Below are 25,000 nucleotides of genomic sequence, written 5' to 3' on the forward strand. Positions count from 1 at the left end.
GTACGAAGCTTGCCGGTCACCGCGATCGCTGTCTTGGTGCGACGGCACGAGACGGGCACGCCGCTCTCGTCCGGACGACCAAGATCGGCTGTCAGAGACCGAACACGCGCAGCTGGAGCATCACGCCGAAGCGTGCGTGCGGATCGGTCAGATCCAGGCCGCCCAGCTCGGCGAGGCGCCGCAACCGGTACCGGAAGGTGTTGGGATGCACGTGCAACGCCGCTGCCGCCGCGACCACGTCACCGAACGCGTCCAGCCAGGCCGACAGCGTTTCGACGAGGCTGGACTGGTGCTCCGCGTCGTACGCGATCAGCCGCGCCACCACGCCGCTGGGTGCGTCCCCACGAGCCGCGATGGCGTCGCCCATGTCGAGCAGCAACGACTCGGTGTACACGTCGGCGAGGTGAGCGACCCGGCGCGAACCGCCCCGCCCGGCGCACAGCACGCGAAGCGCCCGGTCCGCGCTGGTGCGGGCGGCGGGCAGGTCGGTGGGTGTGTTCGCCACCGGGCTCACACCGGCCATCGCCGGCAGTCGGGTGCCGATCCGATCGAGGAACCCGGAGGCCACCCGGGCCGCCTGCTTCGCCGGCGCGTCGCGGCCGACCGGCAACAGCCCGTACGTCACATCGCCGAGCAGGGCGACCGCACTGGCTGGATGCACCGTGCCCAGATGCATCGCCAGCGCGTCTCCGAGGCGTTGGCGTTGCGCGACGACCCCGGATCGGTCATCGACGCCCGGGGTGATCCGCTCGGTCGGCGCGAGCGCGAGCACCACCAGCGGCTGATCGGTGAGCCCCAGCCGGGCCAGGGCCTCCCGAGCGCCCGAGCCTCCCTCCAGCGCCGTGCTGACCAGGTCGGTCCGCAACCGCCGTGCGACGTCCGCGCCGGCCCGTAGCCGCAGCAGGTGCAGGGCGACCAGTTTCGCCGCGTCGCTGAAGGCCCGGGACCGGTCCGGGCTCAGCGGCTTGCGTACGGCTGCCCAGATGGAGCCGAGGAACTCGTCGCCGGCGCGGACCGCCACGGCGACGCGCGGCACCAGGAAGGTGGGAAGGCTGGGCAGCGGTGCCACGAACACCGGTTGTTCGCTGTGGCGCACGTCGTGGATGACTCCGGATTCGGTCAACAGTCGGGCGTACCGTTCCGGCACCTGCCGACCGAGGATCGTCTCCACCCGGGACTCGTCGGCCTCCTCCTGACGCCCGGAGAACGCCAGCACCCGGGAGTCCGGGTCCTCGATGGTGACCGGCGCGTCGACCAGGGCCGCGACCGCGTTGGCCACCGCGAACAGATCCCCGGAGGGCATCCCGCCGAGAGTCTCCGGTCCGGCGTCGCCGACGTCGCCCTGACCGAGCATGGACCGCAGCAGGGCGGTGAGCTGCGCCCAGGATGCGCCGCGGGTCAGCGCGAGCAGCGCCACCCCGGACTCCTGGGAGGCTGATCGCAGGCTGTCGGAGTCGGCCAGGGGGCCCCGGACCACGAGACCGGCGGCGCCGTGCGTGCCGAGCGCACGCAGCAGGTCGGCGATCTCGTGGACTTCCCGCAGGCCGACGCCGAGCACCAGGGCGTGCGGCGGCAGAACGACCTCGTCCAACGGGTCGTGGATCGAGACGCCGCCGATCGGTGCGCCGGTGTGCGAGTCGCCGTGGACCAGATCGAGCAACGTGGCGCCGAGGTCGTCGAGGATCCGGCCCAGGCTCGCACGAGGCTGCATCGAGTGACCGCCGTCCTGTCTGGGCCGGGGCCTACACCCCGGCGTGTGGAATCGCGGCGAGCAGGTCGCGGGTGTAGGGGTCCCGCGGATCCGTCAGCACGTCGTCCACCGGGCCGTACTCGACGATCCGGCCCTGGTGCATGACCCCCACGAAGTCGCTGACGTAGCGCACCACCGCGAGGTTGTGCGAGATGAACAGCATTGTCAACCGCATCCGCCGCTGCAGGTCCCGGACCATGTTGAGCACGGCACCCTGAATGGAGACGTCCAGCGCGGAGGTGATCTCGTCGGCCACCAGGACCTCGGGTCGCCCGGCGAGCGCCCGCGCGAGCGCGACCCGCTGCCGTTGACCGCCGGACAGTTGATCCGGGCTGGCGGTGGACATCTCGGGCGGCAGATCGACGAGGCCGAGCAGCCGCGCGACCTCGGCACGGCGCTGCGCGGTGGTGCTGCCGCGGGGCACGGCCTCGGCGATCGACGCGCCGATCGCCATCCGGGGATCGAGTGCGGAGTACGGGTCCTGGAAGACCATCTGCAGCGGACGTCGTCCGCGCGCCCGAACCGCGTCCAGCGGTTGCCCGTCGAGCAGGATCCGGCCGCCGGTGACGGGCGTCAGCCCGGCTGCGGCGCGGGCCAGTGTGGACTTGCCCGAGCCGGACTCGCCGACCAGGCCGACGACCGCTCCGGCCGGCACCGTCAGGTTCACCTCGTCGACCGCCACCGTCCCGCGTCGGCGGGTGCCGAACCGTACGGTGACGTCCTCGAAGACAAGCTCGGGCACGTCGGCCTCACCCGATCCGGGGTGTGGCGCGGGCGCCGAAGTGAACGTAGCGTTCCCCGCTCTCGATCTGGTAGAACGTGGCGGCCATCCAGTTGCCGGTCGTCGGGTCCTGGCAGACGAACAGGTCCGGAGCGACCGCGACCATGCGGTAGTCGACGTTCTGGTCCTTGAGCACCTCCGCGAGCGGCCCGGTCACGGATACCCGCAGGATCGGGCCGTCCCCGCCGGTGAGCACCTCCTGCCGGATGCTGGCCCGCTCGTAGAGCCCCGCGTACGGGGTCACGTCCGTCGCCACCGGCTCGTCCGGTGGCCCGAGTGGGTGCGGCACGGCCACATCGGCGATCTCGGCGAAGATCTCCCGGTACAACTCCTCGTACAGTCTTGCGGCGTTACCGCCGTTGGTGAGCAGTGCCACGGCGATATCGCGCTCGGGCAGCAGGCGCAGGAAAGCTGCCTGGCCGATGGTGTTGCCGTCGTGACCGATGACCCGGTGGCCGTCCCAGGCCGTCCGCTCCCAGCCGAGCCCCCAGGAGTCACCGACAGTGTGCTTGTCGGGCAGTTCCACCTGGTGGGCGGCCATCGCGGTGGTCGCGGCGGTGCTGAGCACCGCGGTGCCGTCGGCGGATCTGCCACCGTTCAGATGCATGCGGGCGAAGCGGAGGACGTCGGCGACGGTGGCGGTGACACCTCCGGCCGGGCCGGCGGATCGGGGGATGCCCCACTGCGACGCCGGTTCCGGCTTCCCGTCGGCGCCGGGCAGATGGCCGACCGCCGTACGGAACAGCAGCGCTTCCTCCGGCAACGTGACGGTGTGTGTCAGCCCGAGCGGTCGGAACAGCAGCTCCCGCAGTGCCGCGTCCCAGGAGTCGCCGGTCAGCTTCTCGATCACCCTGCCGGCCAGCGAGTACCCCGAGTTCGAGTACGACCAGGTGGCGCCGAGCGGGTGGGTCAGGGCGGCGTCGCCCAGCAGTGCGACGTACTTCTTGAGGCAGTCGTCGCCGCGGCCGGTGTCGGTGAAGATGTCACCGTCGATGCCGCTGGTGTGCGTCAGCAGATGGCGCATGGTCAGCTTCCTGGTCACGTCGGCGTCGCGGAGCAGCAGCTCCGGGAGCACGTCGACCAGCGGCGCGTCGAGATCCAGCAGCCCGTCGTCGACCAGCCGCATGACCACGGTCGCGGTCCACACCTTGGTGATCGACCCGATCTGGAACAGCGAGTCGGTGGTGGCGGCCACGCCGGTCGCCCGGTTCAGGACACCGTAGGCGGCTTCGGTGACGGTGTCACCGTGCAGGATGCCCACGGCGGCGCCGGGCACGCCGTGACGTTCTGCGATCGTGGCGAGCCGGTGTTCGAGGTTCATCTCAGGTCTCCTTCCGAAACGGTGACGGGTGCCACCGCCGGTGCGAGATCGGCGTGCCAGCACGCGACGCGGTGCGCGGTGCCGTACGCGGCCAGTGGCGGGTTCTGCTCGTGGCACTGTTCGGTGGCCAGCGGGCAGCGGGGGGCGAACGGGCAGCCGGCGGCTGGTCGGCGTGGATCAGCCGGGCGGCCGGGGATCACGGCGAGTGGTTGGTCCCGGTCGGTCTCCATGGTGGGCACGGCGGCGGCCAGTGCCCGGGTGTACGGGTGCCGCGCGTCGTGGAGCAGCGCCGCGCTGGGCAGATCCTCGACGATGTGACCGGCATACATGACCAGCACCCGCACGCACACCTCGGCGACGACGGTGATGTCGTGGCTGATGAACAGGAGGGCGGCCTGGTTGCCGCCGCGCACCTCGGCCAGGAGTTCCAGCACCTGCCGTTGCACTGTCACGTCGAGCGCCGTGGTCGGCTCGTCGGCGATGATCAACGAGGGCTGGGCCATGATGCCCATGCCGATCATCGCCCGCTGGCGCATGCCGCCGGACAACTCGTGCGGCAGTTGCCGGGCGCGCCGGGCAGCCGCGGGAATGCGTACGGCATCGAGCCGTTCCACCGCCCGGTCCCAGGCCCTGCGTCGGTTCATCCGCTGGTGCCGTTCGGCCACCTCGGCGAGCTGACGGCCGATTCGCTGGATCGGGTTCAACGACGTCATCGGGTCCTGGAAGACCATCGCGAGCGAGGTGCCGAGCAGGCCGCGCACCGAGCGGGAGTCTGCGGCCCGCAGGTCGGTGCCGAGGAAGTCGAGCCGGTCGGCCCGCACCAGGCCCGGACTCTCCACGAGCCGGGCGATCGCCAGCGCGGTCAGGCTCTTGCCGGAACCGGATTCGCCGACGATGCCGACCGACTCACCCCGTCGTAGTGTCATGCTGACTCCGCGTACGGGAGTGACGAACCCCTCGTCGGCCGGGAAGGAGACGCTGAGGTTCTCCACGGCCAGCACCGTCGGTTCCCCCATCGGTACGACGGGAGCCAGTTCCGACGCGGGTGAACGCCGGAGACCGTGCCGGGCGTCATGCGAGCTGAGCGCCCGAGCCGCGACCTCCCCGGCGAGGTTGAACGCCAACGCCGCGACGACGACAGCGAGTCCTGCCGCGAGCGCCCCCGCGGGATGGATGTAGATCTGTGTCAGGCCCTCGCCGAGCAGCCGTCCCCAGTCGTAGGACGGTGCCTGCACACCCAGCCCGAGGAACGACAGGCCGGCGAACGCCAGCAGCGCGCCGCCGGCGGCCGAGGTGGCGGTGACCACGAGGGGCTCGGCGATGTTGGGCAGCACGTGCCGGAAGAGGATCCGGACGCGGCCCACTCCGGCGATGCGGGCGGCGGCGATGAAGTCGCGTCCGGAGACAGCCGCGGCGAGCGTCTGGGTGAGCCGGGCGAAGCCCGGTGCGGTCGCGAACCCGATGGCCAGTACCGCGCCCTTCGCCCCGACCCCGAAGATCACCGCGAAGAACAGCGCCAGCAGCAGATTCGGGAACGCCACCGCGATGTTGACGAGCGTGCCGATCCAGCGTCCGAACCGCTTTCCGGACAGCGCTGTGGCCGCGCCGAACAGCAGGCCGATGGCCACGCCGATGCCGGTGGCGGCGAGCGCCAGGCCGACTGACAGCCGGGTCGCCACCAGCACCCGGGCCAGGATGTCCCGGCCGAGCAGGTCGGTTCCGGCCGGGTGCCGGGCGGACGGACCCTGCAGGATCTCCGCCGGCACCACCGTGTGCGCGCGGGCGTGCCACAGCGGGTACGCCAGCACGGTGAGGCCGAGCAGCACCGTCAACAGCACCACGGCGAGGATGCCCAGCGGACTGCGCAGCACCGCCACCCACCGTCGCGCCGTCGCTCCCGCCATGGTTCAGCCCTCCCGGATCGCGGAGCGCGGGTCGAGCACGGCGAGGACCACGTCGACGGCGAGGTTGACCAGCAGCACGCCGGCCCCGTAGACGAGGACCACGCCCTGCACGGTCGGATAGTCCTTGGCGAGGATGGACGCGACGATCGTGCCACCCAGCCCCGGCCACGCGAAGATGTTCTCCACCAGCACGGTGCCGGCCACCAGTGAACCCAACAGGAGGCCGCCGATGGTCAGGGCAGCGGTCAGCGCATTCGGCAGCGCGTGCCGCAGGTAGAGCAGCCACGGTGGCAACCGCTTCGCCCGGGCGGTGCGGATGTAGTCGGCGCGCAGCACTGTCAGCAGTTCCACGCGGATGATGCGGGCCAGCACGAACGCCGGCCCGACGGCCAGTGCCACCACGGGCAGCACGTAGGAGCCGGCCCCGGATCGTCCGGCCACCGGCGCCCAGCCGAGCTGCACGCCGAACACGAACACCAGGCCGACCGCCAGGAGGAACTCCGGGATGGTGGCGGCCACGATGCCGGCCGACGTGAAGAGCCCGTCGGCCGCGCGACGGCCACTTCGGGCCAGCACCGCCATCACCAGTCCCAGCGGTATCGCGACGAGCAGAGCCACGGAGAACGCCAGCGCCGCCATCGTGACGGTGGAGCCGATCCGGTCCCCGATGACGTCGGCGACCGGCAGGCCCGAGGTCATCGACGTCCCCAGGTCCCCGGTGATCAGACGGCCGAGAAAGTGCGCGTACTGCAGCGCGAGCGGATCGTCCAGGCCCATCTGCGCGCGCCGCTGCTCGACCAGTGCGCTCGGAGCGGTGGGGCCCAACGCGGCTCGGACCGGGTCGCCGGGCAGCGCATGGATCATGAGGAACGCGGCGCTCACCAGGACCCACAGCGACAGCAGCAGTCTTCCGGAGCGGCGCAGCGCGAACCGAATCCACTGGTTCTCGGCCAGGGCGGTCACGGTCGTCGCGGTCACGCTGGTGATCCTCAGCCGAGCATCCGGATGGACGTCGGGTCGACGTCGCCCGTGGAGAGGTCCAACTGCGATCCCCGGGCGTACACCGGCACGTTGGAGTTGGCGAACGGCACCAGGTCGAGGTGTTGCAGCAGGGCCTTCTCCGCCGCGGCCCACTGATCGCATCCACCGTCACCGGGGGTCTTGGCGGCGGCGGTCACCGCGGCCACGTAGGCGTCGTTGCGGACACTGGCGAAGTTGCTGCCGTTCGGGGGCGTGGGCCCGGAGAAGAACGGCACCAGCTGACTGGGCAGCGACACGCCGATCGGGAACATCGCCACGTCCCAGGCGAACTGGCCGGACGCGATCTGGCCGATCTGCGTCTCGGTCACCGACGTCAGTTCCACCTGTACGCCGACGGCGGCCCACTGTTGCTGCACGAGCTCGGCGGCGGCCTGCGCACCCGGACCGGACGACGTGTCGAACGCGACGGTCAGCTTGACGGGCTTGCCGTTCGTGGCCGCCGCCACGGCCGTCTTCGCGCCGTCGGCGTCGAATGTCGGAAGGTTACCGGTGACGGTGTCCTGCTTGCAGGGGCTGGTGGCGGGGACGACCAGCCCGGTCGGTGGGCCGCCGCGCCCGCTCACGAACACCTGCCGAAGCTGGGCGAGGTCGAGGGCCTGCACCAGCGCTCGGCGCAGGTTCAGTGCCGCGGTGGGCAGGCCGGGCTTCTGGTTGAACCACATCTCGCCGGTCGGTGCCATGATGTCGCGCTTGAGGTACGCGGCGCCCTGCAACCGCTGGCCGTCCGGCCCGGTGAAGCGGGCCGCGTTCACCTCACCGGAGAGCATCAGGTTGGCGGTGGTGGCCTCGTTCGCGACGACCCGCAGGACCACCTTGTCGGGCAGTCCGGCCTGGTCCGCCTTGAAATCGCCGGGCCCCCACGCGTATTCCTTGCGCCGGGTCAGCGTGTAGTGGTCGTCGGGAACCGCCTCGGTGAGCGTGAACATGCCGGAGCCCAGGGCGTTCTGCTTGAGCTTGGCGCGGTCCTTGAGCCCGCCGTCGCAGACGATCGGCAGGCCGCCCAGATTGCGGTCCAGGAACGCGTCCGGGGCGGGCACCGTCACGGCGACGGTTCCGGCGCTGTCGTCCGGCGTGGCCTTGGCGCCGGCCGGGACGTATGTGCCGATCCGCGTCGAGGCGTTCTTGACATCGCCGACGAAGTTGATGTTCGCGGCCACGGTGGTCGCGGTCAGCGGGCTGCCGTCGGAGCAGGTGATGTTCTTGCGCAGCGTGAACGTCGCCGTGGTGCCCGTCGACTCCCACGACGCGGCGAGGCCGGGAAGCAACCGTCCGTCCGGAGCGAACCCGAGCAGCGAGTCGTACAGGAATCGGCCGACCTGGCCGGTGACCGACAGGGAGGTGAAGTGTGGATCGAGGTTGCCGGGGTCGCCAGGCAGCGCCATGACGAAGGTCTTGCCGTTGACCAGGTCGGTTCCGCCGCTGTCGCCGGAACCGCCACCACACGCACTCATCGTCAGAACGGCCGCGCCGAGCACCGCCGTCAACCCAAGAGCCTTCATCGCGCCGCCTCCACCCACCTACGTGTGCGGCAAGACTGCCGAGCGCCGCGACCGGTTGTCTTCGGTGCCCCCGACAACACGGCGCCTGCCGATTCGTCGTCGGCGACGACATCGACCGCTACCCGACGAGGTGGTGGAGGGGCGGACAGGAATCTCTGCCCGGTCTCGTCGCACCGCACGAAGACACCGGTGGCCTCCGGCGGCACGATGGCTCACGGCACGCGAGCCACCGGGGTCAGCCGTGACCCCGGCCGACGTCGCCGAACAGCCGACGGTGAGGAGCTGATGACATGTCCGTGGTCGACGCCGCTCTGCGTGCCATGCCGGTGATCGACGGGCACAACGACCTGCCGTTGGCCTTGCGGGCCCGGACCGGCTATCGGGTGACCGGCCTGCGTGAGCGGCCCGAGTTGCAGACCGACCTGAGCCGGCTGCGCGCCGGTGGGGTGGGCGGGCAGTTCTGGTCCGTGTACGTGCCGTCGGACCTCAGTGAACCGGACGCGGTCGTGGCGACGATGGAGCAGGTCGACGCCGTGTACCGCCTGACCGCCGAGTATCCGGAGGAGCTGGCGATCGCGTACTCGGCCCGCGACGTGGAGCGGGCCCTGAGCGCCGGCCGGATCGCCTCCCTGATCGGCATCGAGGGCGGACACAGCCTGGCCTCCTCGCTCGGGGTGCTGCGCTCTTTCGCCCGGCTGGGTGTGCGTTACGTGACCCTGACCCACAACGACAACACCTCCTGGGCCGACTCCGCGACCGACCGGCCCGGCGTCGGGGGCCTGAACGACGAGGGCCGGGCGATCGTCGCCGAGATGCAGCGCATCGGGGTACTCGTCGACCTGTCGCACGTGGCGGAGACGACGATGCGCGCGGCCCTGGCCGTCGCCACCGCTCCGGTGATCTTCAGCCACTCGTCGGCCAGGCAGCTCACCGGACACAGCCGCAACGTGCCCGACGACGTCCTCGTCCGACTGCGGGACAACGGCGGGGTGTGCATGGTCGCGTTCGCGCCGCCGTTCGTCTCCGGCCAGGTCGCCGAGTGGCTCGCGGCGGCGACCGAGCAGTGGCAACGGCTGGGCCTGCCGCCGGCGAAGGACGAATGGACACGCGCGCCGCGCCCCGGCGAGCACCTGCCGTCATCCCTTCCCGCCGCACCCGCGACGTCCGCCTTCGGACTGCCCGGCGTCCCGGCCGACGCCCCTGAACCCTTCCGGGCCTGGCTGACCGCGCATCCCCGACCGGAGGCCACCATCGCCCAGGTCGCCGACCACGTCGACCACGTTCGCGCGGTCACCGGGATCGACCACGTCGGGCTCGGGGGCGACTACGACGGTTGCGATCGCCAGCCGATCGGCCTCGAGGACGTGTCCGGCTACCCGCGGCTGCTGAATGAACTCGGGCAGCGCGGCTGGTCACAGGCCGACCTGGAGAAGCTGACCGGCCGGAACATCCTCCGGGTCCTTCAGGCGGCCGAGGACGCCGCCGACGAGATCCTCTGGCCCCGATCCCCCGCCGGCTGAGGCACCGGGTCGCGACGACCCGCCGAGTCGCCAGCCGGACCAGCGCACGGTGTCCAGGTCTGCCGGGGCTCGCGCGGTGCGGCGGCGAGTCGGCCGGCGCACCGGCGCGAGCGGAGGACGCGTACACCCGGCACCCGACCGCTCCGTAGAGTATTTCCGCAGTGGTCACGTCAGATGACGTCGGGAGCCGAGGGGACGTGGTGATTCGGATGCTCGTTGGCGTCGTCGTACACCCGACCAGGCCGCAGGCCGCCGAGACGGCGGACATGGTGTCGCGAATCTGCGCCGAGCACGGCGCCACGGCGCAGACCCTGGACGTCTGGCGGGACGAGCAGAGCCCCGCCGACGTGCTGGCCGACCTTCCGCAACGACCGCAGCTCGTCGTCACCATCGGCGGCGACGGCACTCTCCTGCGCGGACTGGCCGTCGCGGTCGAGGCCGACGCACCCGTTCTCGGCGTGAAGGCCGGACGGGTCGGCTTCCTCACTCCGTTCGCCGCGACGGACCTGCCGAGGGTGCTGGGCGCCGCCCTGACCGGCCGCGCAACCATCCAGCAACGGATGCTGCTCACCCTGCGGGCGTCGCGCCCGCTGCAGGTCCCACCCGAGCTTCGAACCCTGCTGCGCTACGGCCGCGGTCCCGCGCCCGCCCCGCCCATTCCCCGGCCGAGCACGCCCGACCAGGTGGGCTGGGGTGTCCCGCTGGGCCTCAGCGGCCTCAACGACGTCGTGTTCGAGAAGCTCGGCCGGGACCGGCAGACCAGCGTGGCGGTGTACCTGTCCGGTCGGCTGTTCGCCACCTACTCCGCCGACGGCGTCATGGTCGCCTCACCGACGGGCTCCACCGCCTACTCCTTCGCCGCAGGCGGACCGGTCCTGTCGCCGCGCCTCAACGCCCTCGTCTTCACCCCGGTCGCCCCGCACATGGCGTTCAACCGAAGCATGGTCACCGCCCCGGACGAGCCCGTCGGTGTCCAGGTGCTGCCTCGCTCGGGTCAGGTCACCGTCGTCGTCGACGGACGCGTACACGGAATCCTCGACCCCGGTGACTGGGTCGCCGTCTACCCCGCCCGACGCCGCGCGAAGCTCATCGTCGGCGACGTCGACGACTTCTTCGGCCGACTCCGGGACCAGTTCTCGCTCGCCGATGCCCCCGCCGCCCGCGCCGACACCGACAGCCGGCCCCCACTGCTGATCTACCGGCCGGACCTACCGATACCGGAGGACCTCCAACACCTGCACCTGCCGGCAGAGGGGTCCGATCCCGGCTGAGCCGCACCTCCCACGCCTCCGAAGGCCGGAGAAGGTAAACGATCAGGGCGTGCACGGGCCGTGCGAACAACAGAACGGCGGTGCGGGCCGCCTCTGGGCGGCCCGCACCGTTATATCGAACGCTGGGCGCGTCACGCCCGTCTACCGGATTGCCGGTGGGTGGGAGTTCCCGGGCCTACAGGTCGACCGTCGTCACGCGGGAGGATTCGTACGTCGTGGCGGCCGGGGGGAGGCCGGGCACGGTGGAGACGTCCTTGACCAGCATGCCGGTCGTGGCGTCGATGGTCAGCACCTCGCTCCCCTCGCCGCCGAACACCTCGGGGCCGGCGGTGATGGTCAGCGTGGCCTTGCCGTGGGTGGTCGAGTTCTTGACGCTGACCGCGGAGATGGTGGACAGCAGGCGCAGCACACCGGCCCGGACCTGCGTGTTGCCGTTGCCAGCGGACAGCGCCTGGGTGCTGTACGTCCACAGGGCGTTGTCGAAGTGCCGCTCGACGGCCTGGGGGCTGTACGGTTTCGGCTCGGCGTTGCCGCCCTTCTGCTTGATGATCACCTGGACGTCCGCCTGCTGCTTGTCCCACACCGCCTTCTGCGCTGCGGGGTCGAGGCCCACCAGCGGGTCCTCGGCTGCCGTGAGCATCTGGGTCCGGCCGTCGGCCGGGCTGCTGTCCGCCGCGGCGACGGCTGCCTTGAGGAGCGGAGCGTAGCCGCCGTCCGTCATCTGGTCCTGGTGACGGGCGATCGCACGCTTGATGTCCTTCACGCTGTTGCCCGTATAGATCGCGTGACCGTCGGTGTACAGCGTGTAGACGACCTGCATGGTCTTGGTGCCGTGGACCTGCGTCGCCTTCACCAGCCACGCGTCGCCCGCCGCCGGGGTGACCGTCGTGATGGACCCGGCCAGGGTCATCAGCGGCGCGCGCTCGGCCGACCCGTCGACGGTGGTCGAGCCCGAGGTGGCGGCTGACGAATCCTTACCGGCCTTACCGGCCTTACCGGCCTTGCCGGCCTCCATGCCTCCGGTCGCCGACGAGCTGAGCACCACAGCGACGACCGCCGCCGCGGCGGCAACCCCCACCCCGGCGCCGATGCCCAGTCGACCCGCGATACCGATCCCGCGGCGGCGTTGAGGCGCTGGGCTGGATTCGTGGTCCCGCGTGGTTGTCGTCGTTTCCATTGTTGAAGACGCCTCCATAGTCGTGTCCTCCGCTGATGTCGCGCCGAGCAGCCGCACGGTTCCGGGGTCGGCCATAGCCGCCCGCAGCACCGCCCGTGCCCGCTGATACGCCTCCGGGCGTAGTGGTTCTGCGCTGCCCAAGGCACCGATCAGATCGAGCTCGTCGGTCATCGGTGTCTCTCCTTCGCGCTGTTGCGGTCCTTCAGAAGCGCGGACACCCCCGGGGCGTCGCGCAATGCCGTCCTGGCCTGGCTCAGCAGCCGCCGCGCGGTGCCGGCCGGTATGCCGAGTGCCCGCGCGGCGTCGGCTGCGGTCAGGTCCTCCCAGGCGACGAGCCTCAGGACTTCCCGCTCCTCGGGTTTGAGCCGGGTCAGGGCCGACCGGAGTACCGCCCGGGCGTCCACGCCGAGGTCCACCGCCGACCACGGATCCCATCCAGTGGCCACGTCCGGCACATCGGCGACCAGATCCTCGGCCGGCCGGGACCGCCAGTAGCGCCGCAGGCGGTTCAATGCCACCCCGTACAGCCACGGCCGCGCATCGTTGTACGACCGGTCGTACGATCGCCGCGACTCGAACGCCGCGACCCAGACCTCGCCCAGGAGGTCCTCAGCCGCATCCCGCCCCACCCGGCGAACGAGGTACGAACCGACGGCGGCCTCGTGACGCTCGACCACCTCCACGAAGGCGTCGACATCGCCACCCAGCGACCGGCCGATCAAATCCGCATCCGAAGCCATGGCCCTCCTCGGCAAAGTCCGCGCTTCACCCTGACATTGCCGATCAGCCGGGAAAGTGTTCAGGCGCGGAGGTCCGAGCCCGAGGGTCGCAGAGCGTTACGGCCCCGGTATGGATCGGAAACAGTGCCGGGCAAGCATCGGACAGGTGAGCGCATCGTCTGCGATCGATACGCACTGCCCCTACTGCGCCATGCAGTGTGGGGTGTCCCTGACGATCGGCGACGGGCCGCCTCTGCTGGCGCCTACCGAATTCCCGGTCAACAGGGGCGGTCTGTGCGCCAAGGGATGGACGGCTGCCGACCTTCTCGACCACGGCGACCGGCTACTGAGCCCTCTCGTCCGTAAGGATCCCGGCGATCGCACCAGCCCGTTACGACCGGCGGATTGGGACGAGGCCCTCGACCGTATCGTCGACGCCATCCGTACCAGCCAACACCGGTACGGCCCCGACAGCGTCGGGGCCTTCGGCGGCGGCGGGCTGACCAACGAGAAGGCGTACGCGTTGGGCAAGTTCGTCAGGGTGGCGCTGCGCTCGGCGTCGATCGACTACAACGGCCGGTTCTGCATGTCGTCCGCGGCGACCGCTTCGAACCGCTCGCTCGGGATCGACCGTGGCCTGCCGTTCCCTCTGGCCGACATCGCCCAGGCGCAGGCCGTGCTGTTGGTCGGCGCGAATCCGGCCGATGTGCTACCGCCGTCCATGCAGTACTTCGACGCCGGACGAGCCGCCGGCGCACGGCACATCGTCGTCGACCCCCGCCGGACGACCACCGCGGGAGGAGCTGACCTCCACCTGCAGCCACTGCCGGGCACGGACCTCGCACTGGCGAACGGGCTGCTGCACGTCGCGATTCGCGAGGGCCTGGTCGACGAGACGTACGTGCGCGACCGCACGAGCGGCTTCGACGCGGTCCGGGCCACCGTAGCGGCGTACTGGCCGGACCGGGTGGAGCGGATGACCGGCGTACCGGAACGGGACCTGCGGGAGACGGTACGGCTGCTGGCGGCGGCCACGTCGGCGATGGTGCTCACCGCCCGCGGCGCCGAGCAGCACAGCAACGGCACTGACACGGCGCAGGCGTACCTCAATCTGGCCCTCGCCCTGGGCCTGCCCGGGCGGCCCTTCTCCGGCTACGGCACGATCACCGGGCAGGGTAACGGGCAGGGTGGGCGCGAGCATGGGCAGAAGGCCGACCAACTGCCCGGCTACCGGCGCCTGGACGACCCTGCGGCGCGAGCCCACGTCGCGGCCGTCTGGGGCATCGACCCGGACGAGCTGCCCCGGCCGGGCCGGTCGGCCTGGGAGATGCTCGACCGGCTCGGGACCGACGACGGAGTACGCGTGCTGCTCGTGCTGGCCAGCAACATCGCCGTGTCGGCGCCGCACGCCAACCGGGTGAGGGACCGGCTGCAGGCGCTGGACCTGCTCGTCGTCTCCGACATCTTCCTCTCCGAGACCGCAGCCATGGCCGACGTGGTGCTGCCCACGACACAGTGGGCGGAGGAGGACGGCACGATGACGAATCTGGAGGGGCGCGTCATCCGCCGTAAGCGGGTCATGTCACCGCCGCCGCAGGTCCGCACTGACCTGCGGATGCTCGCCGACCTCGCCGGCCGGCTCGGCCGCGGCCGCTACTTCGACGACGATCCGCGCCGCGTCTTCGACGAGTTGCGCCGAGCCAGCGCCGGCGGGACGGCCGACTACGCCGGCATCAGCTACGAACGCATCGAGGCTGAGCAGGGGGTGTTCTGGCCATGCCCGAGCGAGGACCATCCGGGTACGCCACGGCTGTTCACCGACCGGTTCCCGACCGCCGATGGGCGGGCGAGGTTCTTCCGGGTGGAGCACCGCGATCCGGCGGAACTGCCCGACGCCGACTACCCGTATGTGCTGACCACCGGCCGCAACATGCAGCAGTACCAGAGCGGCAACCAGACCCGCCGGGTCGGTGCCCTGACCATGGCGCTGCCCGATGCCCGGGCGGAGCTGCACCCGGACCTCGCCCACCGGCACGGCATCGCCGACAACGACGTGGTGGAACTGCGCAGCCGACGCGGACGGGCCTTCTTCCGGGCGCGCCTCACCAACGGCATCCGCCGCGACACCGTTTTCGCACCGTTCCACTGGGGTGGCAGCTCCGCCGTGAACGCGCTGACCGACCCGGCGCTGGACCGCCATTCGCGGATGCCGGCCTTCAAGGCCTGCGCGGTGTCGATCGCGCGCGCAGGCGGCCCGGACGACACCGACCTGCTGACCACCCGACCGCCCAACCCAGCGCCTCAATGATCAAGGGAGCATCGCTGTGCACACCACTCCCCGTTTCCTGCAGGGCGTATACAGCTTCGAGGGCAAGGGCCTCGACCGACCCGGCCTCGTCGACGGCACACTCAGCTACGTGGTGCCGGGCGGCGTCGTGGCCCAGCCGGTCTACTTCCGCGGCGGCAACGCCAGTGCTGAGCTGATCTGTGTCCTGCTCGTGCGCGACGGCCAGCCGATGCGGTACTTCCCGATCGGCGCCAAGTCCGACGTCCACGTGCCGCTGCGGGTGGTCGAGGACCTCGACGCCGGCACCAGTATCGAGGTGCACGTGGCGGCGCCCGCCGGGGTGTCCGGCACCGTCATCGTCGACCTGGGTCTGGTCGAGGTCTGATGGACGCCGTCGACCAGCGCCGACGCCTCGTCGTGGTGGGCAACGGGATGGCCGGCGCCCGCACGGTCGAGGAGATCCTCGAACGCGGCGGGGGCGACCAGTTCGCCATCACGATGTTCGGCGAGGAGCCGTACGGCAACTACAACCGCATCCTGCTCTCCAACGTGCTCTCCGGGGCCGACGACGAGGCGGGCATCTTCCTCAACGACATGTCCTGGTACGCCGAGAACGGCATCACCCTGCACGCCGGTACCCGGGTCACCCGCATCGACCGCTTCGCCCGACGGATCTACGCGGACGACGGCACCGCGACGCCGTACGACAAACTGATCATCGCCACCGGCAGCCGGGCGTTCGTCCCGCCGATTCCCGGCATCCACCGCCCTGGGCGCGGCTACCACCAGGGCGTGTTCGCGTTCCGCACCATCGACGACACCCGCAACATGGTCCGGTACGCCCGCGAGCACGAGCGCGCGGTGGTGATCGGCGGCGGCCTGCTCGGTCTGGAGGCCGCGCGTGGCCTGCAGAACCATCTGCCCCACGTGACCCTGGTGCACGCCGCCGGCCATCTCATGAACGCCCAGTTGGACGCCCAGGCGGGCGCCATCCTGCGGCGCAGCATCGAGCGACTCGGCATCGAGGTCGTCCTCGGCGCGCACACCACCGAGGTGCTCGGCAAGCACGCCGTGACCGGGGTCAAACTCAAGGACGGCCGGACCATCGCCTGCGACGTCGTCGTCGTGGCCGCCGGCATCCGGGCGAACGCCGAGCTGGCCGCGACCAGCGGGCTGCCGGTGGAGCGGGGCATCGTCGTGGACGACCAGATGCGCGTGCAGGACGAGGTCGACATCTACTCGGTCGGCGAGTGCGCCCAACACCGCGGCGAGACGTACGGCCTGGTAGCTCCGCTGTGGGAGCAGGCGCGGGTGCTCGCCGACCACATCACCGGAACGAACCCGAACGCGGCGTACCACGGCTCCCGACTGGCCACGAAGCTCAAGGTGGCGGGCGTGGACGTCGCGTCGATGGGCCTGAAGGAGGCGGAGCGCGACGACGACGAGACGGTCGTCTTCGCCGAGCCGTGCAAGGGCGTCTACAAGAGCATCGTCATCCGCGACGACCGGCTCGTCGGCGCGACTCTCCTCGGCGACGTGAAGAAGGTCGCGTTCCTCGTGCAGGCCTTCGACCGTGGGCTCGCCCTGCCGAAGGAGCGGATCGAGATGTTGTTCGACCTCGGCGCGCCGTCGGCCGACGTGAGTGCCGCGGAGCTCGGCGACGACGTGCAGGTGTGCAACTGCAACGGCGTCACCAAGCGGGCGTTGGTCGGCACCGTGCGGGGCGGCGTGAAGACGCTCACCGGTGTCATGGACGCCACCCGTGCCGGCAAGGGCTGCGGCTCGTGCAAGGGCCTGGTCGCCCAGATCGTCGAGTGGGCCGCTGACGGCGAGGTCGAGGACGACCCGGCCGCGAGTTGGTACGTCCCCGGTGTGCCGATGCCCAAGGCGGAGCTGATGGCGGTGATCCGCGAACACGGCCTGAAATCCGTCTCCGCGGTGTTCGCCACCCTCGTGCCCGGCGGCGCGGAGGACGCGAAGAGCAAGATGGGCCTGGCCTCGTTGTTGAAGATGATGTGGGGCGACGAGTACGTCGACGAACGCGACGCCCGCTTCATCAACGACCGGGTGCACGCCAACATCCAGCGAGACGGCACCTTCTCGGTCGTCCCCCAGATCAAGGGTGGCGTGACCACACCGGCGCAGCTCAGGCGGATCGCCGAGGTGGCCGAGAAGTACTCCGTACCGCTGGTCAAGATCACCGGGGGCCAGCGCCTCGACCTGCTCGGCATCCGCAAGGAAGACCTGCCCGGGGTGTGGGCGGACCTCGACATGCCGTCCGGGTACGCCTACGGCAAGAGCTTCCGTACGGTGAAGACCTGCGTCGGCTCCGACTTCTGCCGCTTCGGCGTCGGCGACTCCACCGCTCTCGGCATCGCGATCGAGGATCGGTTCAAGGGCATCGAGGGCCCCGGCAAGATGAAGCTCGCCGTCACCGGCTGCCCCCGTAACTGCGCCGAGGCGTACGTCAAGGATCTCGGTGTCGTCGCCATCGACGGCGGCAGGTGGGAGATCTACGTCGGCGGGGCCGCCGGCGCCCACGTACGCAAGGGGGACCTGCTCGCCGTCGTCGACTCGCCCGACGAGGTCATCACGCTGACCGGCCGGTTCCTGCAGTACTACCGGGAGAGCGCGAACTGGTTGGAACGCACGTACGCGTGGGTGCCCCGGCTCGGCATCGACCACATCCGGGCCGTGGTCGTCGACGACAGCGACGGCATCGCGGCGCGGCTCGATGCGACCATGGCCGCCTCCGTCGCCGCCTACCGCGACCCGTGGCTGGAACGGCGCGACCCGGTCACTCCAGGGCAGTTCCGCACCTCCCTGCCGTTGGCGGTCCTGCCCCAGGTGCCGGTCCGCGAAGCCGTACCGGTTTCCGTTCCGGGGCCGGTGGTGCCGTCGATCGGCTCCGCCGTATCGGGGCCGGGCTCGGTAACGGACGGCTCGGCCGGCAACGGGCACGGCGGCAACGGCCACCAGGGCGACGGCGCCGGCTCGGCATCCGCGAGGCGGCCGTGATGGCCAAGCTCGTCGCCGTGGAACACCGGCTCGGGCCGGTCGACGAGATCCCCCACGGGGAGGGGCGTGCCTACGCCGTGGGGGCCGACATGATCGCCGTCTTCCGGCTGCGCGACGGCAGCCTGCGCGCGGTGTCGGCGCTCTGCCCGCACGCCGGCGGGCCGCTCGCGGACGGCTTGGTGGATACGAAAGTCGTCGTCTGCCCTCTGCACCAGAACACCTTCGAGTTGGCGACCGGCTGTTCGACCACCGGGCAGTCCCCACTCACTGTGTACCCGGTCCGTGCCGACGCCGACGGACGCCTGGTGGTGGGCCTGCCGCCCACCTGACGAGCGAATCGATCACGGTGTCGAGCCGACCGACGACTTTCCTTGGGAGGAACCATGACCACGGCGGTAAAAACCGGCAGCATCGAGCAGGACCGGCGCAGCCTGACCCTCCGCGGACACTGGATCGACGACTGGCGACCCGAGGACCCCCTCTTCTGGGAACGCCGGGGGTCCCGTATCGCCCGACGCAATCTGATCTTCTCCATCTACTCCGAGCACATCGGCTTCTCCATCTGGACGATGTGGTCGGTACTGGTGCTGTTCCTCGGGCCGCAGTACGGCATCGACCCGGCCGGGAAATTCCTGCTCACCGCCGTGCCCGCACTGGTCGGGTCGGTACTGCGGATCCCGTACACCCTTGCCGTGGCCCGGTTCGGCGGCCGCAACTGGACGATCATCAGCGCGGCGCTGCTGCTGATCCCGAGCCTGCTCGGCGCGCTCCTGATCCAGCCCGGCGTCTCGTACTCGACGCTGATGCTCATCGCCGCGCTGGCCGGCGTCGGTGGCGGGAACTTCGCCTCCTCGATGGCGAACATCAACGCCTACTACCCGGACCGGCTCAAGGGCTGGGCGCTCGGCATCAACGCCGGCGGCGGCAACCTCGGCGTCGCCGCGGTCCAGCTCGTCGGCCTGTTCGTGCTGGCATTCCTGGGGGCGGACAGTCCCGGCATCGTCGCCGGCATCTACGTTCCGGCGATCGTGCTGGCCGCACTCGGATCCGCGCTGTTCATGGACAACCTCACCCACGCCCGCAACGAGAAACGGGCCATGCGCGACGTCACCCGCGAACCGCACACCTGGATCATGTCTCTGCTCTACATCGGCACGTTCGGGTCGTTCATCGGCTTCGGGTTCGCCTTCGGCCAGGTGCTCCAGGTGCAGTTCGCCGACACCTTCGACACGCCGGTGAAGGCCGCATACCTGACGTTCCTCGGACCGCTGCTCGGCTCGCTCATCCGTCCCGTGGGCGGTGTCCTGGCCGACCGGCTCGGCGGGGCCCGGGTCACCTTCGTGAACTTCGTGGCGATGGCGGTCGGCGCGTCGATCGTCCTGCTCGCCTCCCAGCAACGCTCGCTGCCGTTGTACCTGGTCGGCTTCATCGCACTCTTCGTGTTCAGCGGTGTCGGCAACGGCTCGACGTACAAGATGATCCCGGCGATCTTCCGGGCCAAGTGCGGTGTGCAGGTGACCGCCGCCGGCGCGGCCGACCCGCACGACCGGGCGGCGGAGCACGAGGCACGGCGCCTCTCCGGCGCGCTCATCGGCGTCGCCGGTGCCATCGGCGCGTTCGGCGGAGTCCTCGTCAATCTGGCCTTCCGGCAGTCGTTCCTCACCTACCAGACCGCGGATGCGGCCTACATCGCCTTCATCGTCTTCTACGCGATCTGCTTCGTCATCACCTGGTTCGTGTACCTACGCCCGTCGTCCGCTCGACTCGAGGGCGTCTGACAGCTCGTCGGCTGGAGTGCCCGCCCATCGACATGGGCGGGCACTCCAGCGGTAATCGACCTGATGCCCCGAGCCGCACCAACTCCGCGGCGTCGACCGGTGGGCGGCCGGCTCGCCGACGCCCTCCGGGCCCACCACCACCTCGTCGGCCCCAGCGCCGCGGATCCCAGCGCCTGAAATCCTACTTGACACATAGAGATTGTGGGTTAGCGTCGTATCCATGACCAGCCAACACACCCTGCTTCAGAACACCGCTATCGCGGTGTCGCGGGGATGCTGCCGTGGCTGGACCGCCGCCTGCGGCTGCTGCCGCTGACCCCGGCTCCCTCTTTCCCCCCTCGCGCCGCCAGGTCGACGACGACCGGCAGCCGACTCCTCGCACCGATCGACGGTTGCTCGCCGCCCTGCGTCCACGCGTATCCAGGGCGGCGCGCAGCTGTCTTCGTCGACCCAGGAGGACAGCCATGACAGTCACCGCCGAACCCGTGACTCCGGTCGACCCGCACCTGTTTCGCGCTCTTCTACGCCGGCACGCCGCCTCAGTCGCGGTGGTCACCGCCGCGGGCGAGCCACCGGTCGGGATCACCGTCACCTCGCTGACGTCCGTGTCGCTACGCCCGTCGCTGGTGTCGTTCTGCCTGGCCCGATCGTCGTCGAGCTGGCCGACGATCGCCGAGGCGGAGCACGTCGCGGTGCACCTGCTCGGTGCGAACCAGGAGGACGTCGCGCGGACCTTCGCGACGAGCGGCATCGACCGGTTCGCCGCACACCAGGCTTGGCGGTACGGGCCGCACCGGGTGCCGCTACTGGACGAGCCGGTCGCGTGGCTCCTGTGTCGCGTGACCCAGCGGGTGCCCGCGGGCGACCACGTCATCGTGATCGCCGAGCCGCTGGTCGCCAGTCACCGCGACGGTGCGCCTCTGCTCTACCACATGGGGCGCTACGCCGCCCTGCAACCAGCGACGAAGGAGTTGTAAGTGACCTCACCATCCTTTCTGGACCGTCGGGCGTTCCTGACCGCGACCCTCGGCGCGGTCACACTGGGCCTGACCGCCTGCGCCGGCGACGAGACACCCGTCGCGGCGTTGGCCGCCGGCGCACCGCTGCCGCAGGCCGTGCCGAAGGGCACCAAGCTCGTCGTCGGCGACAAGGAGCACCAGAAGGCGATCGAGTTCTCCGGCGAGGCGGACACGTTCAGCTTCGAGGTGGAATGGGCGAACATCAGCGGCGGCCCGCAGACCCTGGAGGCGTTCCGCGCCAAGGCGCTGGACGTCGGGGCGGTGGCCGACATTCCGCCGATCCACTCGCACTGGACGGGTATCCCCACGAAGATCGTTGCCTCGAAGTTCCGCCAGAACCCACTCGACCACGCCATCTACCGGCTCGGCATCGCCCCCGGCGTCACGGTCGCCACCCTCGCCGACCTCCGCGGCAAGAAGATCGCGTACAGCCCGGGACAGGCGCAGGGTGCACTCGTCCTGCGGGTACTGCACAAGGTCGGCCTCACCAAGAAGGACGTCAAGCTGGTCGAGCTGCCGAGCACCGGCGACGTCTACGCCACCGCGCTCGCCAGCCGCCAGGTCGAGGTCGCGCCGATCGGTGGTGTGCAGATCAAGCGGTACGAGACCAAGTACACCCGGGACGGCGCCACGACGATCGCACACGGACTGCGCGACGACCCCGGTCACCTCTACGCCCCCGTCACCGTGCTCGGCGATCCGGCGAAGGCGGCCGCGATCCGCGAGTACACGCAGGCGTGGGCACGGGCTTGGCGGTGGCGCGAGGCCAACCCGGACGAGTGGATCGAGCGGTACTACGTCAAGGACCAGGGCCTGACCGCCGACGACGGCAGGTGGCTGGTCGAAAACGGCGGCGTGGCCGACATCCCGGCGAGCTGGACGGAGGCCATCGCCCGACACCAGGAGACCATCGACCTGCTCGCGAAGGAGACCGGCAACAAGCCCCTCACGGCCGAGGACCTGTACGACCGACGGTACGAGTCGGTCGGTGCGCAGGCCCTGACCGCGGGAGGTGCCCAGTGACCGTCTCGGCACCGGCCCGCCCCCGACCGACCGCCGCGATCTTCGCCGACCGGCCGCGGCGCCGGCTCAAGCCGGGCCGCCCCATCCCGTTCGGGGCGGCGATCGGTCCGACCCTGCTGCTGGTGCTGTGGGCGGCCGGCTCGGCGGCCGGCTGGATCGACCCCCGTACGCTGTCGGCGCCGTGGACCGTGGTGACCACGGCGGGTGACCTCATCGCCGACGGTCGGCTGCAGGACAATCTGGCCATCTCCGCCCAACGGGCGGGCCTCGGGCTGGCCATCGGTACCGCCGTCGGCACGGTGCTGGCCGTGCTCGCCGGTCTGAGCCGGTGGGGCGAGGCCGTCCTCGACGGCCCGATCCAGATCAAGCGGGCCATCCCCGCCCTCGCGCTGATTCCGCTGCTCGTCCTCTGGTTCGGCATCGGTGAGCAGATGAAAGTCATCACCATCACGCTGGGCGTGTTCGTCCCCGTCTACATCCATACCCACAACGGGCTACGCACCATCGACAGCCGGTACGTCGAGCTGGGCGAGTCGCTACGGCTGCGGCGTACCGCCTTCATCCGCCGGATCGTGCTGCCCGGCGCACTGCCCGGCTTCCTGCTCGGCATGCGGTTCGCGGTCGTCGGGGCCTGGCTGTCCCTGGTCGTCGTCGAGCAGATCAACTCCACCAGCGGCATCGGCTACATGATGGAACTGGCCCGTGAGTACGGCCAGACCGACGTGATCATCGTCGGACTCGTGCTGTACGGCCTGCTCGGGTTGCTGTCCGACGGCGCGGTTCGGCTTGCCCAGAGGAGGGCGCTGTCGTGGCGACGCACGCTGGCGGACTGACCGCGTCTCGCGCCGTACGGGTGCACGGCCTGGCGCGAGGTTTCGGGGACCGGGTGGTCCTCGACGGATTCGACCTGGAGATCGGCACCGGGGAGTTCGTCGCGCTGCTGGGGCGCAGCGGGTCGGGCAAGAGCACCCTGCTGCGTGCGCTCGCCGGCCTGGACGGCGACGCCACCGGCTCGGGCCTGGTCGACGTACCGGAGAACTCTTCGGTCGTCTTCCAGGACGCCCGGCTGCTGCCCTGGCAGCGCGTGCTGGACAACGTCGTCCTCGGCCTGCGCGGGCCGGACTCTCCCGAACGCGGCCGGGTGGCGCTCGCCGAGGTCGGCCTCGCCGGCAGGGAACGGGCCTGGCCCAACGAGCTGTCCGGCGGCGAGCAGCAACGCGTGGCGCTGGCCCGGGCGCTGGTGTCCGAACCGGACCTGCTGCTCGCCGACGAGCCGTTCGGCGCGCTGGACGCGCTGACCCGTCTGCACATGCACGGCCTGTTGCGCGAGTTGTGCGCTCGGCACCGGCCCACGGTGCTGCTCGTCACCCACGACGTCGACGAGGCCATCACGCTGGCCGACCGCGTTCTGCTGCTGGACAGCGGCCGGATCGCCGTCGACCTCGCCATCGACCTGCCCACGCCGCGGTCGTACCGACAGCCGCAGTTCCTCGCGTACCGCGAAACCCTGCTCCGGGCGCTCGGCGTCGACCCGACGGAAGGATGACCATGCTGCACCTCAACGCGTTCCTCATGGGCGTCGGCCACCACGAGGCGGCCTGGCGGCTGCCGGAGAGCGATCCGTTCGCGCAGACCGACGTCGAACACTTCACGCGTCTGGCCCGCATCGCCGAGCGCGGCAAGCTCGACTCGTTGTTCCTCGCCGACAGCCCGGTGCTGTGGAACAGCATCGGTCGACGGCCGGGGGGCACGCTGGAGCCAACCGTGCTGCTCACCGCCCTGGCCGCGGCGACGAGCCGCATCGGGCTCATCGCGACGGCGTCGACGACGTACAACGAGCCGTTCAACCTGGCCCGTCGCTTCGCATCGCTGGACCACATCAGTGGCGGCCGGGCGGGCTGGAACATCGTCACCACGGCCGGCGAGAAGGCGGCCCGGAACTTCAACCTGGACGAGTTACCGGCGCACCGGGACCGGTACGAGCGGGCCGCCGAGTTCATCGAGGTGTCCCAGAAGCTCTGGGACAGTTGGGACGACGCAGCGCCGCTGGGCGACAAGGCCGCCGGGCGGTGGGGCGACGACGCGCTGCTCTACCCGCCGGAGCACTCGGGGCGGTACTTCAAGGTGGCCGGCCCACTCAACGTCCCCCGCCCACCGCAGGGCTATCCGCTGCTGGTGCAGGCCGGGTCGTCCGAGGACGGCAAGGACCTGGCCGCCCGCTACGCGGAGGCCGTCTTCACCGCCCAGCAGACGTTGGACGAGGCGCAGGCGTTCTACCGCGACCTCAAGCGGCGTACCGCGCAGGTCGGCCGCGACCCGGACACCATCAAGATCCTGCCGGGCATCGTGCCGGCCATCGGAGCCACCGAGGCCGAGGCCCGCGCGCTGGAGGAGGAGTTGGACCGGTTGGTCAAACCGGAGTACGCCCGGCAGCAGCTCGCCACAACGTTGCGGGTCGCCCCGGAAGACCTCGACCTGGACAGGGAACTGCCCGCCGACCTGCCGAGCGAGGACGAGATCGAGGGCGCCAAGAGCCGGTACACCCTGATCGTCACCCTGGCCCGGCGCGAACGCCTGACCGTCCGCCAACTCATCGGCAGGCTCGGCGGCGGGCGCGGGCACCGCACCTTCGCCGGCACCCCGGAGCAGGTCGCCGACGCCATCGAGCAGTGGTACCGCGGCGGCGCGGCCGACGGCTTCAACATCATGCCTCCCGTGCTGCCGTCCGGCCTGGAGACGTTCGTCGAGCACGTCGTGCCGATCCTGCAACGCCGCGGGCTGTTCCGCACCGACTACGCCGGGACCACCCTGCGCGAGCACTACGGGCTGCCCCGACCGACCAACCAGTTCACGCGGCAGCTCACCACCGCGTCCCGCTGACCCACCACGAAG

At 70.9% G+C, this 25,000-nt stretch carries 20 protein-coding genes; 12 read left to right on the plus strand and 8 right to left on the minus strand.

The genetic code is table 11. The annotated features are described in order from the left end of the window. Positions 1 to 91 precede the first annotated feature (91 nt). Genes O7616_RS25140 through O7616_RS25165 form a run of 6 tightly spaced genes read right to left on the minus strand, consistent with a single transcriptional unit; the run spans position 92 to position 8,296 of the window. A complete protein-coding gene (locus O7616_RS25140) occupies positions 92 to 1,711 on the minus strand; it encodes a helix-turn-helix domain-containing protein (protein WP_282304264.1) in 1,620 nt (539 codons plus the stop codon). Positions 1,712 to 1,742: 31 nt separating this feature from the next. After that, complete coding sequence (locus O7616_RS25145; RefSeq protein WP_282304265.1) at positions 1,743 to 2,492, minus strand: ATP-binding cassette domain-containing protein; 750 nt, start codon at positions 2,490 to 2,492, stop codon at positions 1,743 to 1,745. A 7-nt stretch (positions 2,493 to 2,499) separates the two neighbouring features. After that, entirely contained in the window at positions 2,500 to 3,852 is a 1,353-nt protein-coding gene (locus O7616_RS25150) for a serine hydrolase domain-containing protein (protein ID WP_282304266.1), read from the minus strand. Then, a complete protein-coding gene (locus O7616_RS25155) occupies positions 3,849 to 5,756 on the minus strand; it encodes a dipeptide/oligopeptide/nickel ABC transporter permease/ATP-binding protein (protein ID WP_282304267.1) in 1,908 nt (635 codons plus the stop codon). The genes O7616_RS25150 and O7616_RS25155 overlap by 4 nt, the downstream gene beginning before the upstream one ends. A gap of 3 nt (positions 5,757 to 5,759) precedes the next feature. Next, positions 5,760 to 6,734, minus strand: coding sequence for an ABC transporter permease (locus tag O7616_RS25160; protein WP_282304268.1), 975 nt, complete (start codon positions 6,732 to 6,734; stop codon positions 5,760 to 5,762). 11 nt (positions 6,735 to 6,745) lie between these two features. Continuing rightward, positions 6,746 to 8,296, minus strand: coding sequence for an ABC transporter substrate-binding protein (locus O7616_RS25165; protein ID WP_282304269.1), 1,551 nt, complete (start codon positions 8,294 to 8,296; stop codon positions 6,746 to 6,748). A 290-nt stretch (positions 8,297 to 8,586) separates the two neighbouring features. On the opposite strand from O7616_RS25165, the gene O7616_RS25170 reads away from it, so the two are divergent. After that, positions 8,587 to 9,816, plus strand: a complete 1,230-nt coding sequence (locus tag O7616_RS25170) for a dipeptidase (RefSeq protein WP_282304270.1) — start codon at positions 8,587 to 8,589, stop codon at positions 9,814 to 9,816. Between the two features lie 209 nt (positions 9,817 to 10,025). Beyond that, positions 10,026 to 11,087: an NAD(+)/NADH kinase gene (locus O7616_RS25175; RefSeq protein WP_282304271.1), complete on the plus strand. Its 1,062-nt coding sequence runs from the start codon at positions 10,026 to 10,028 to the stop codon at positions 11,085 to 11,087. Positions 11,088 to 11,262: 175 nt separating this feature from the next. Here O7616_RS25175 and O7616_RS25180 read toward each other — a convergent pair whose 3' ends face one another. After that, the gene (locus O7616_RS25180) at positions 11,263 to 12,435 is read right to left on the minus strand and encodes a hypothetical protein (protein ID WP_282304272.1); all 1,173 of its coding nucleotides are present in this window, start codon (positions 12,433 to 12,435) and stop codon (positions 11,263 to 11,265) included. Beyond that, the gene (locus O7616_RS25185) at positions 12,432 to 13,004 is read right to left on the minus strand and encodes a sigma-70 family RNA polymerase sigma factor (RefSeq protein WP_282258402.1); all 573 of its coding nucleotides are present in this window, start codon (positions 13,002 to 13,004) and stop codon (positions 12,432 to 12,434) included. Before O7616_RS25185 ends, O7616_RS25180 begins: the two co-directional genes overlap by 4 nt. Before the next feature lie 145 nt (positions 13,005 to 13,149). Here O7616_RS25185 and O7616_RS25190 point away from each other — a divergent pair, with 145 nt between their 5' ends. From O7616_RS25190 to O7616_RS25235, 10 genes are all read left to right on the plus strand, one after another. Next, entirely contained in the window at positions 13,150 to 15,291 is a 2,142-nt protein-coding gene (locus O7616_RS25190) for a molybdopterin oxidoreductase family protein (protein WP_282304273.1), read from the plus strand. 16 nt (positions 15,292 to 15,307) lie between these two features. Continuing rightward, positions 15,308 to 15,655, plus strand: a complete 348-nt coding sequence (locus O7616_RS25195; protein ID WP_282258400.1) for a molybdopterin oxidoreductase — start codon at positions 15,308 to 15,310, stop codon at positions 15,653 to 15,655. Then, entirely contained in the window at positions 15,655 to 18,288 is a 2,634-nt protein-coding gene (nirB, locus tag O7616_RS25200; RefSeq protein WP_282304274.1) for a nitrite reductase large subunit NirB, read from the plus strand. Before O7616_RS25195 ends, nirB begins: the two co-directional genes overlap by 1 nt. After that, positions 18,288 to 18,617: a Rieske (2Fe-2S) protein gene (locus O7616_RS25205; RefSeq protein ID WP_282304275.1), complete on the plus strand. Its 330-nt coding sequence runs from the start codon at positions 18,288 to 18,290 to the stop codon at positions 18,615 to 18,617. The genes nirB and O7616_RS25205 overlap by 1 nt, the downstream gene beginning before the upstream one ends. Positions 18,618 to 18,671: 54 nt before the next feature. After that, positions 18,672 to 20,066: a nitrate/nitrite transporter gene (locus tag O7616_RS25210; protein ID WP_282304276.1), complete on the plus strand. Its 1,395-nt coding sequence runs from the start codon at positions 18,672 to 18,674 to the stop codon at positions 20,064 to 20,066. Between the two features lie 464 nt (positions 20,067 to 20,530). Further along, positions 20,531 to 21,043: a flavin reductase family protein gene (locus O7616_RS25215; protein WP_282304277.1), complete on the plus strand. Its 513-nt coding sequence runs from the start codon at positions 20,531 to 20,533 to the stop codon at positions 21,041 to 21,043. Beyond that, positions 21,044 to 22,108: an ABC transporter substrate-binding protein gene (locus O7616_RS25220; protein ID WP_282304278.1), complete on the plus strand. Its 1,065-nt coding sequence runs from the start codon at positions 21,044 to 21,046 to the stop codon at positions 22,106 to 22,108. It abuts the gene before it with no gap. Beyond that, positions 22,105 to 22,941, plus strand: a complete 837-nt coding sequence (locus tag O7616_RS25225) for an ABC transporter permease (protein ID WP_282304279.1) — start codon at positions 22,105 to 22,107, stop codon at positions 22,939 to 22,941. The genes O7616_RS25220 and O7616_RS25225 overlap by 4 nt, the downstream gene beginning before the upstream one ends. Then, the gene (locus tag O7616_RS25230; protein WP_282304280.1) at positions 22,917 to 23,654 is read left to right on the plus strand and encodes an ABC transporter ATP-binding protein; all 738 of its coding nucleotides are present in this window, start codon (positions 22,917 to 22,919) and stop codon (positions 23,652 to 23,654) included. Before O7616_RS25225 ends, O7616_RS25230 begins: the two co-directional genes overlap by 25 nt. A gap of 2 nt (positions 23,655 to 23,656) precedes the next feature. Next, positions 23,657 to 24,988, plus strand: a complete 1,332-nt coding sequence (locus tag O7616_RS25235) for an LLM class flavin-dependent oxidoreductase (protein ID WP_282304281.1) — start codon at positions 23,657 to 23,659, stop codon at positions 24,986 to 24,988. Positions 24,989 to 25,000: the final 12 nt, after the last annotated feature.

It is taken from the genome of Micromonospora sp. WMMD964 (assembly GCF_029581455.1).
GTDB lineage: Bacteria > Actinomycetota > Actinomycetes > Mycobacteriales > Micromonosporaceae > Micromonospora.

Excerpts from the sequence above, each read along its gene's own strand:
- O7616_RS25140 (WP_282304264.1), bottom strand. The coding sequence starts at position 1,711 with ATGCAGCCTCGTGCGAGCCTGGGCCGGATCCTCGACGACCTCGGCGCC.
- O7616_RS25150 (WP_282304266.1), bottom strand. The coding sequence starts at position 3,852 with ATGAACCTCGAACACCGGCTCGCCACGATCGCAGAACGTCACGGCGTG.
- O7616_RS25155 (WP_282304267.1), bottom strand. The coding sequence starts at position 5,756 with ATGGCGGGAGCGACGGCGCGACGGTGGGTGGCGGTGCTGCGCAGTCCG.
- O7616_RS25165 (WP_282304269.1), bottom strand. The coding sequence starts at position 8,296 with ATGAAGGCTCTTGGGTTGACGGCGGTGCTCGGCGCGGCCGTTCTGACG.
- O7616_RS25170 (WP_282304270.1), top strand. The coding sequence starts at position 8,587 with ATGTCCGTGGTCGACGCCGCTCTGCGTGCCATGCCGGTGATCGACGGG.
- O7616_RS25175 (WP_282304271.1), top strand. The coding sequence starts at position 10,026 with ATGCTCGTTGGCGTCGTCGTACACCCGACCAGGCCGCAGGCCGCCGAG.
- O7616_RS25180 (WP_282304272.1), bottom strand. The coding sequence starts at position 12,435 with ATGACCGACGAGCTCGATCTGATCGGTGCCTTGGGCAGCGCAGAACCA.
- O7616_RS25185 (WP_282258402.1), bottom strand. The coding sequence starts at position 13,004 with ATGGCTTCGGATGCGGATTTGATCGGCCGGTCGCTGGGTGGCGATGTC.
- nirB (WP_282304274.1), top strand. The coding sequence starts at position 15,655 with ATGGACGCCGTCGACCAGCGCCGACGCCTCGTCGTGGTGGGCAACGGG.
- O7616_RS25205 (WP_282304275.1), top strand. The coding sequence starts at position 18,288 with ATGGCCAAGCTCGTCGCCGTGGAACACCGGCTCGGGCCGGTCGACGAG.
- O7616_RS25210 (WP_282304276.1), top strand. The coding sequence starts at position 18,672 with ATGACCACGGCGGTAAAAACCGGCAGCATCGAGCAGGACCGGCGCAGC.
- O7616_RS25215 (WP_282304277.1), top strand. The coding sequence starts at position 20,531 with ATGACAGTCACCGCCGAACCCGTGACTCCGGTCGACCCGCACCTGTTT.
- O7616_RS25235 (WP_282304281.1), top strand. The coding sequence starts at position 23,657 with ATGCTGCACCTCAACGCGTTCCTCATGGGCGTCGGCCACCACGAGGCG.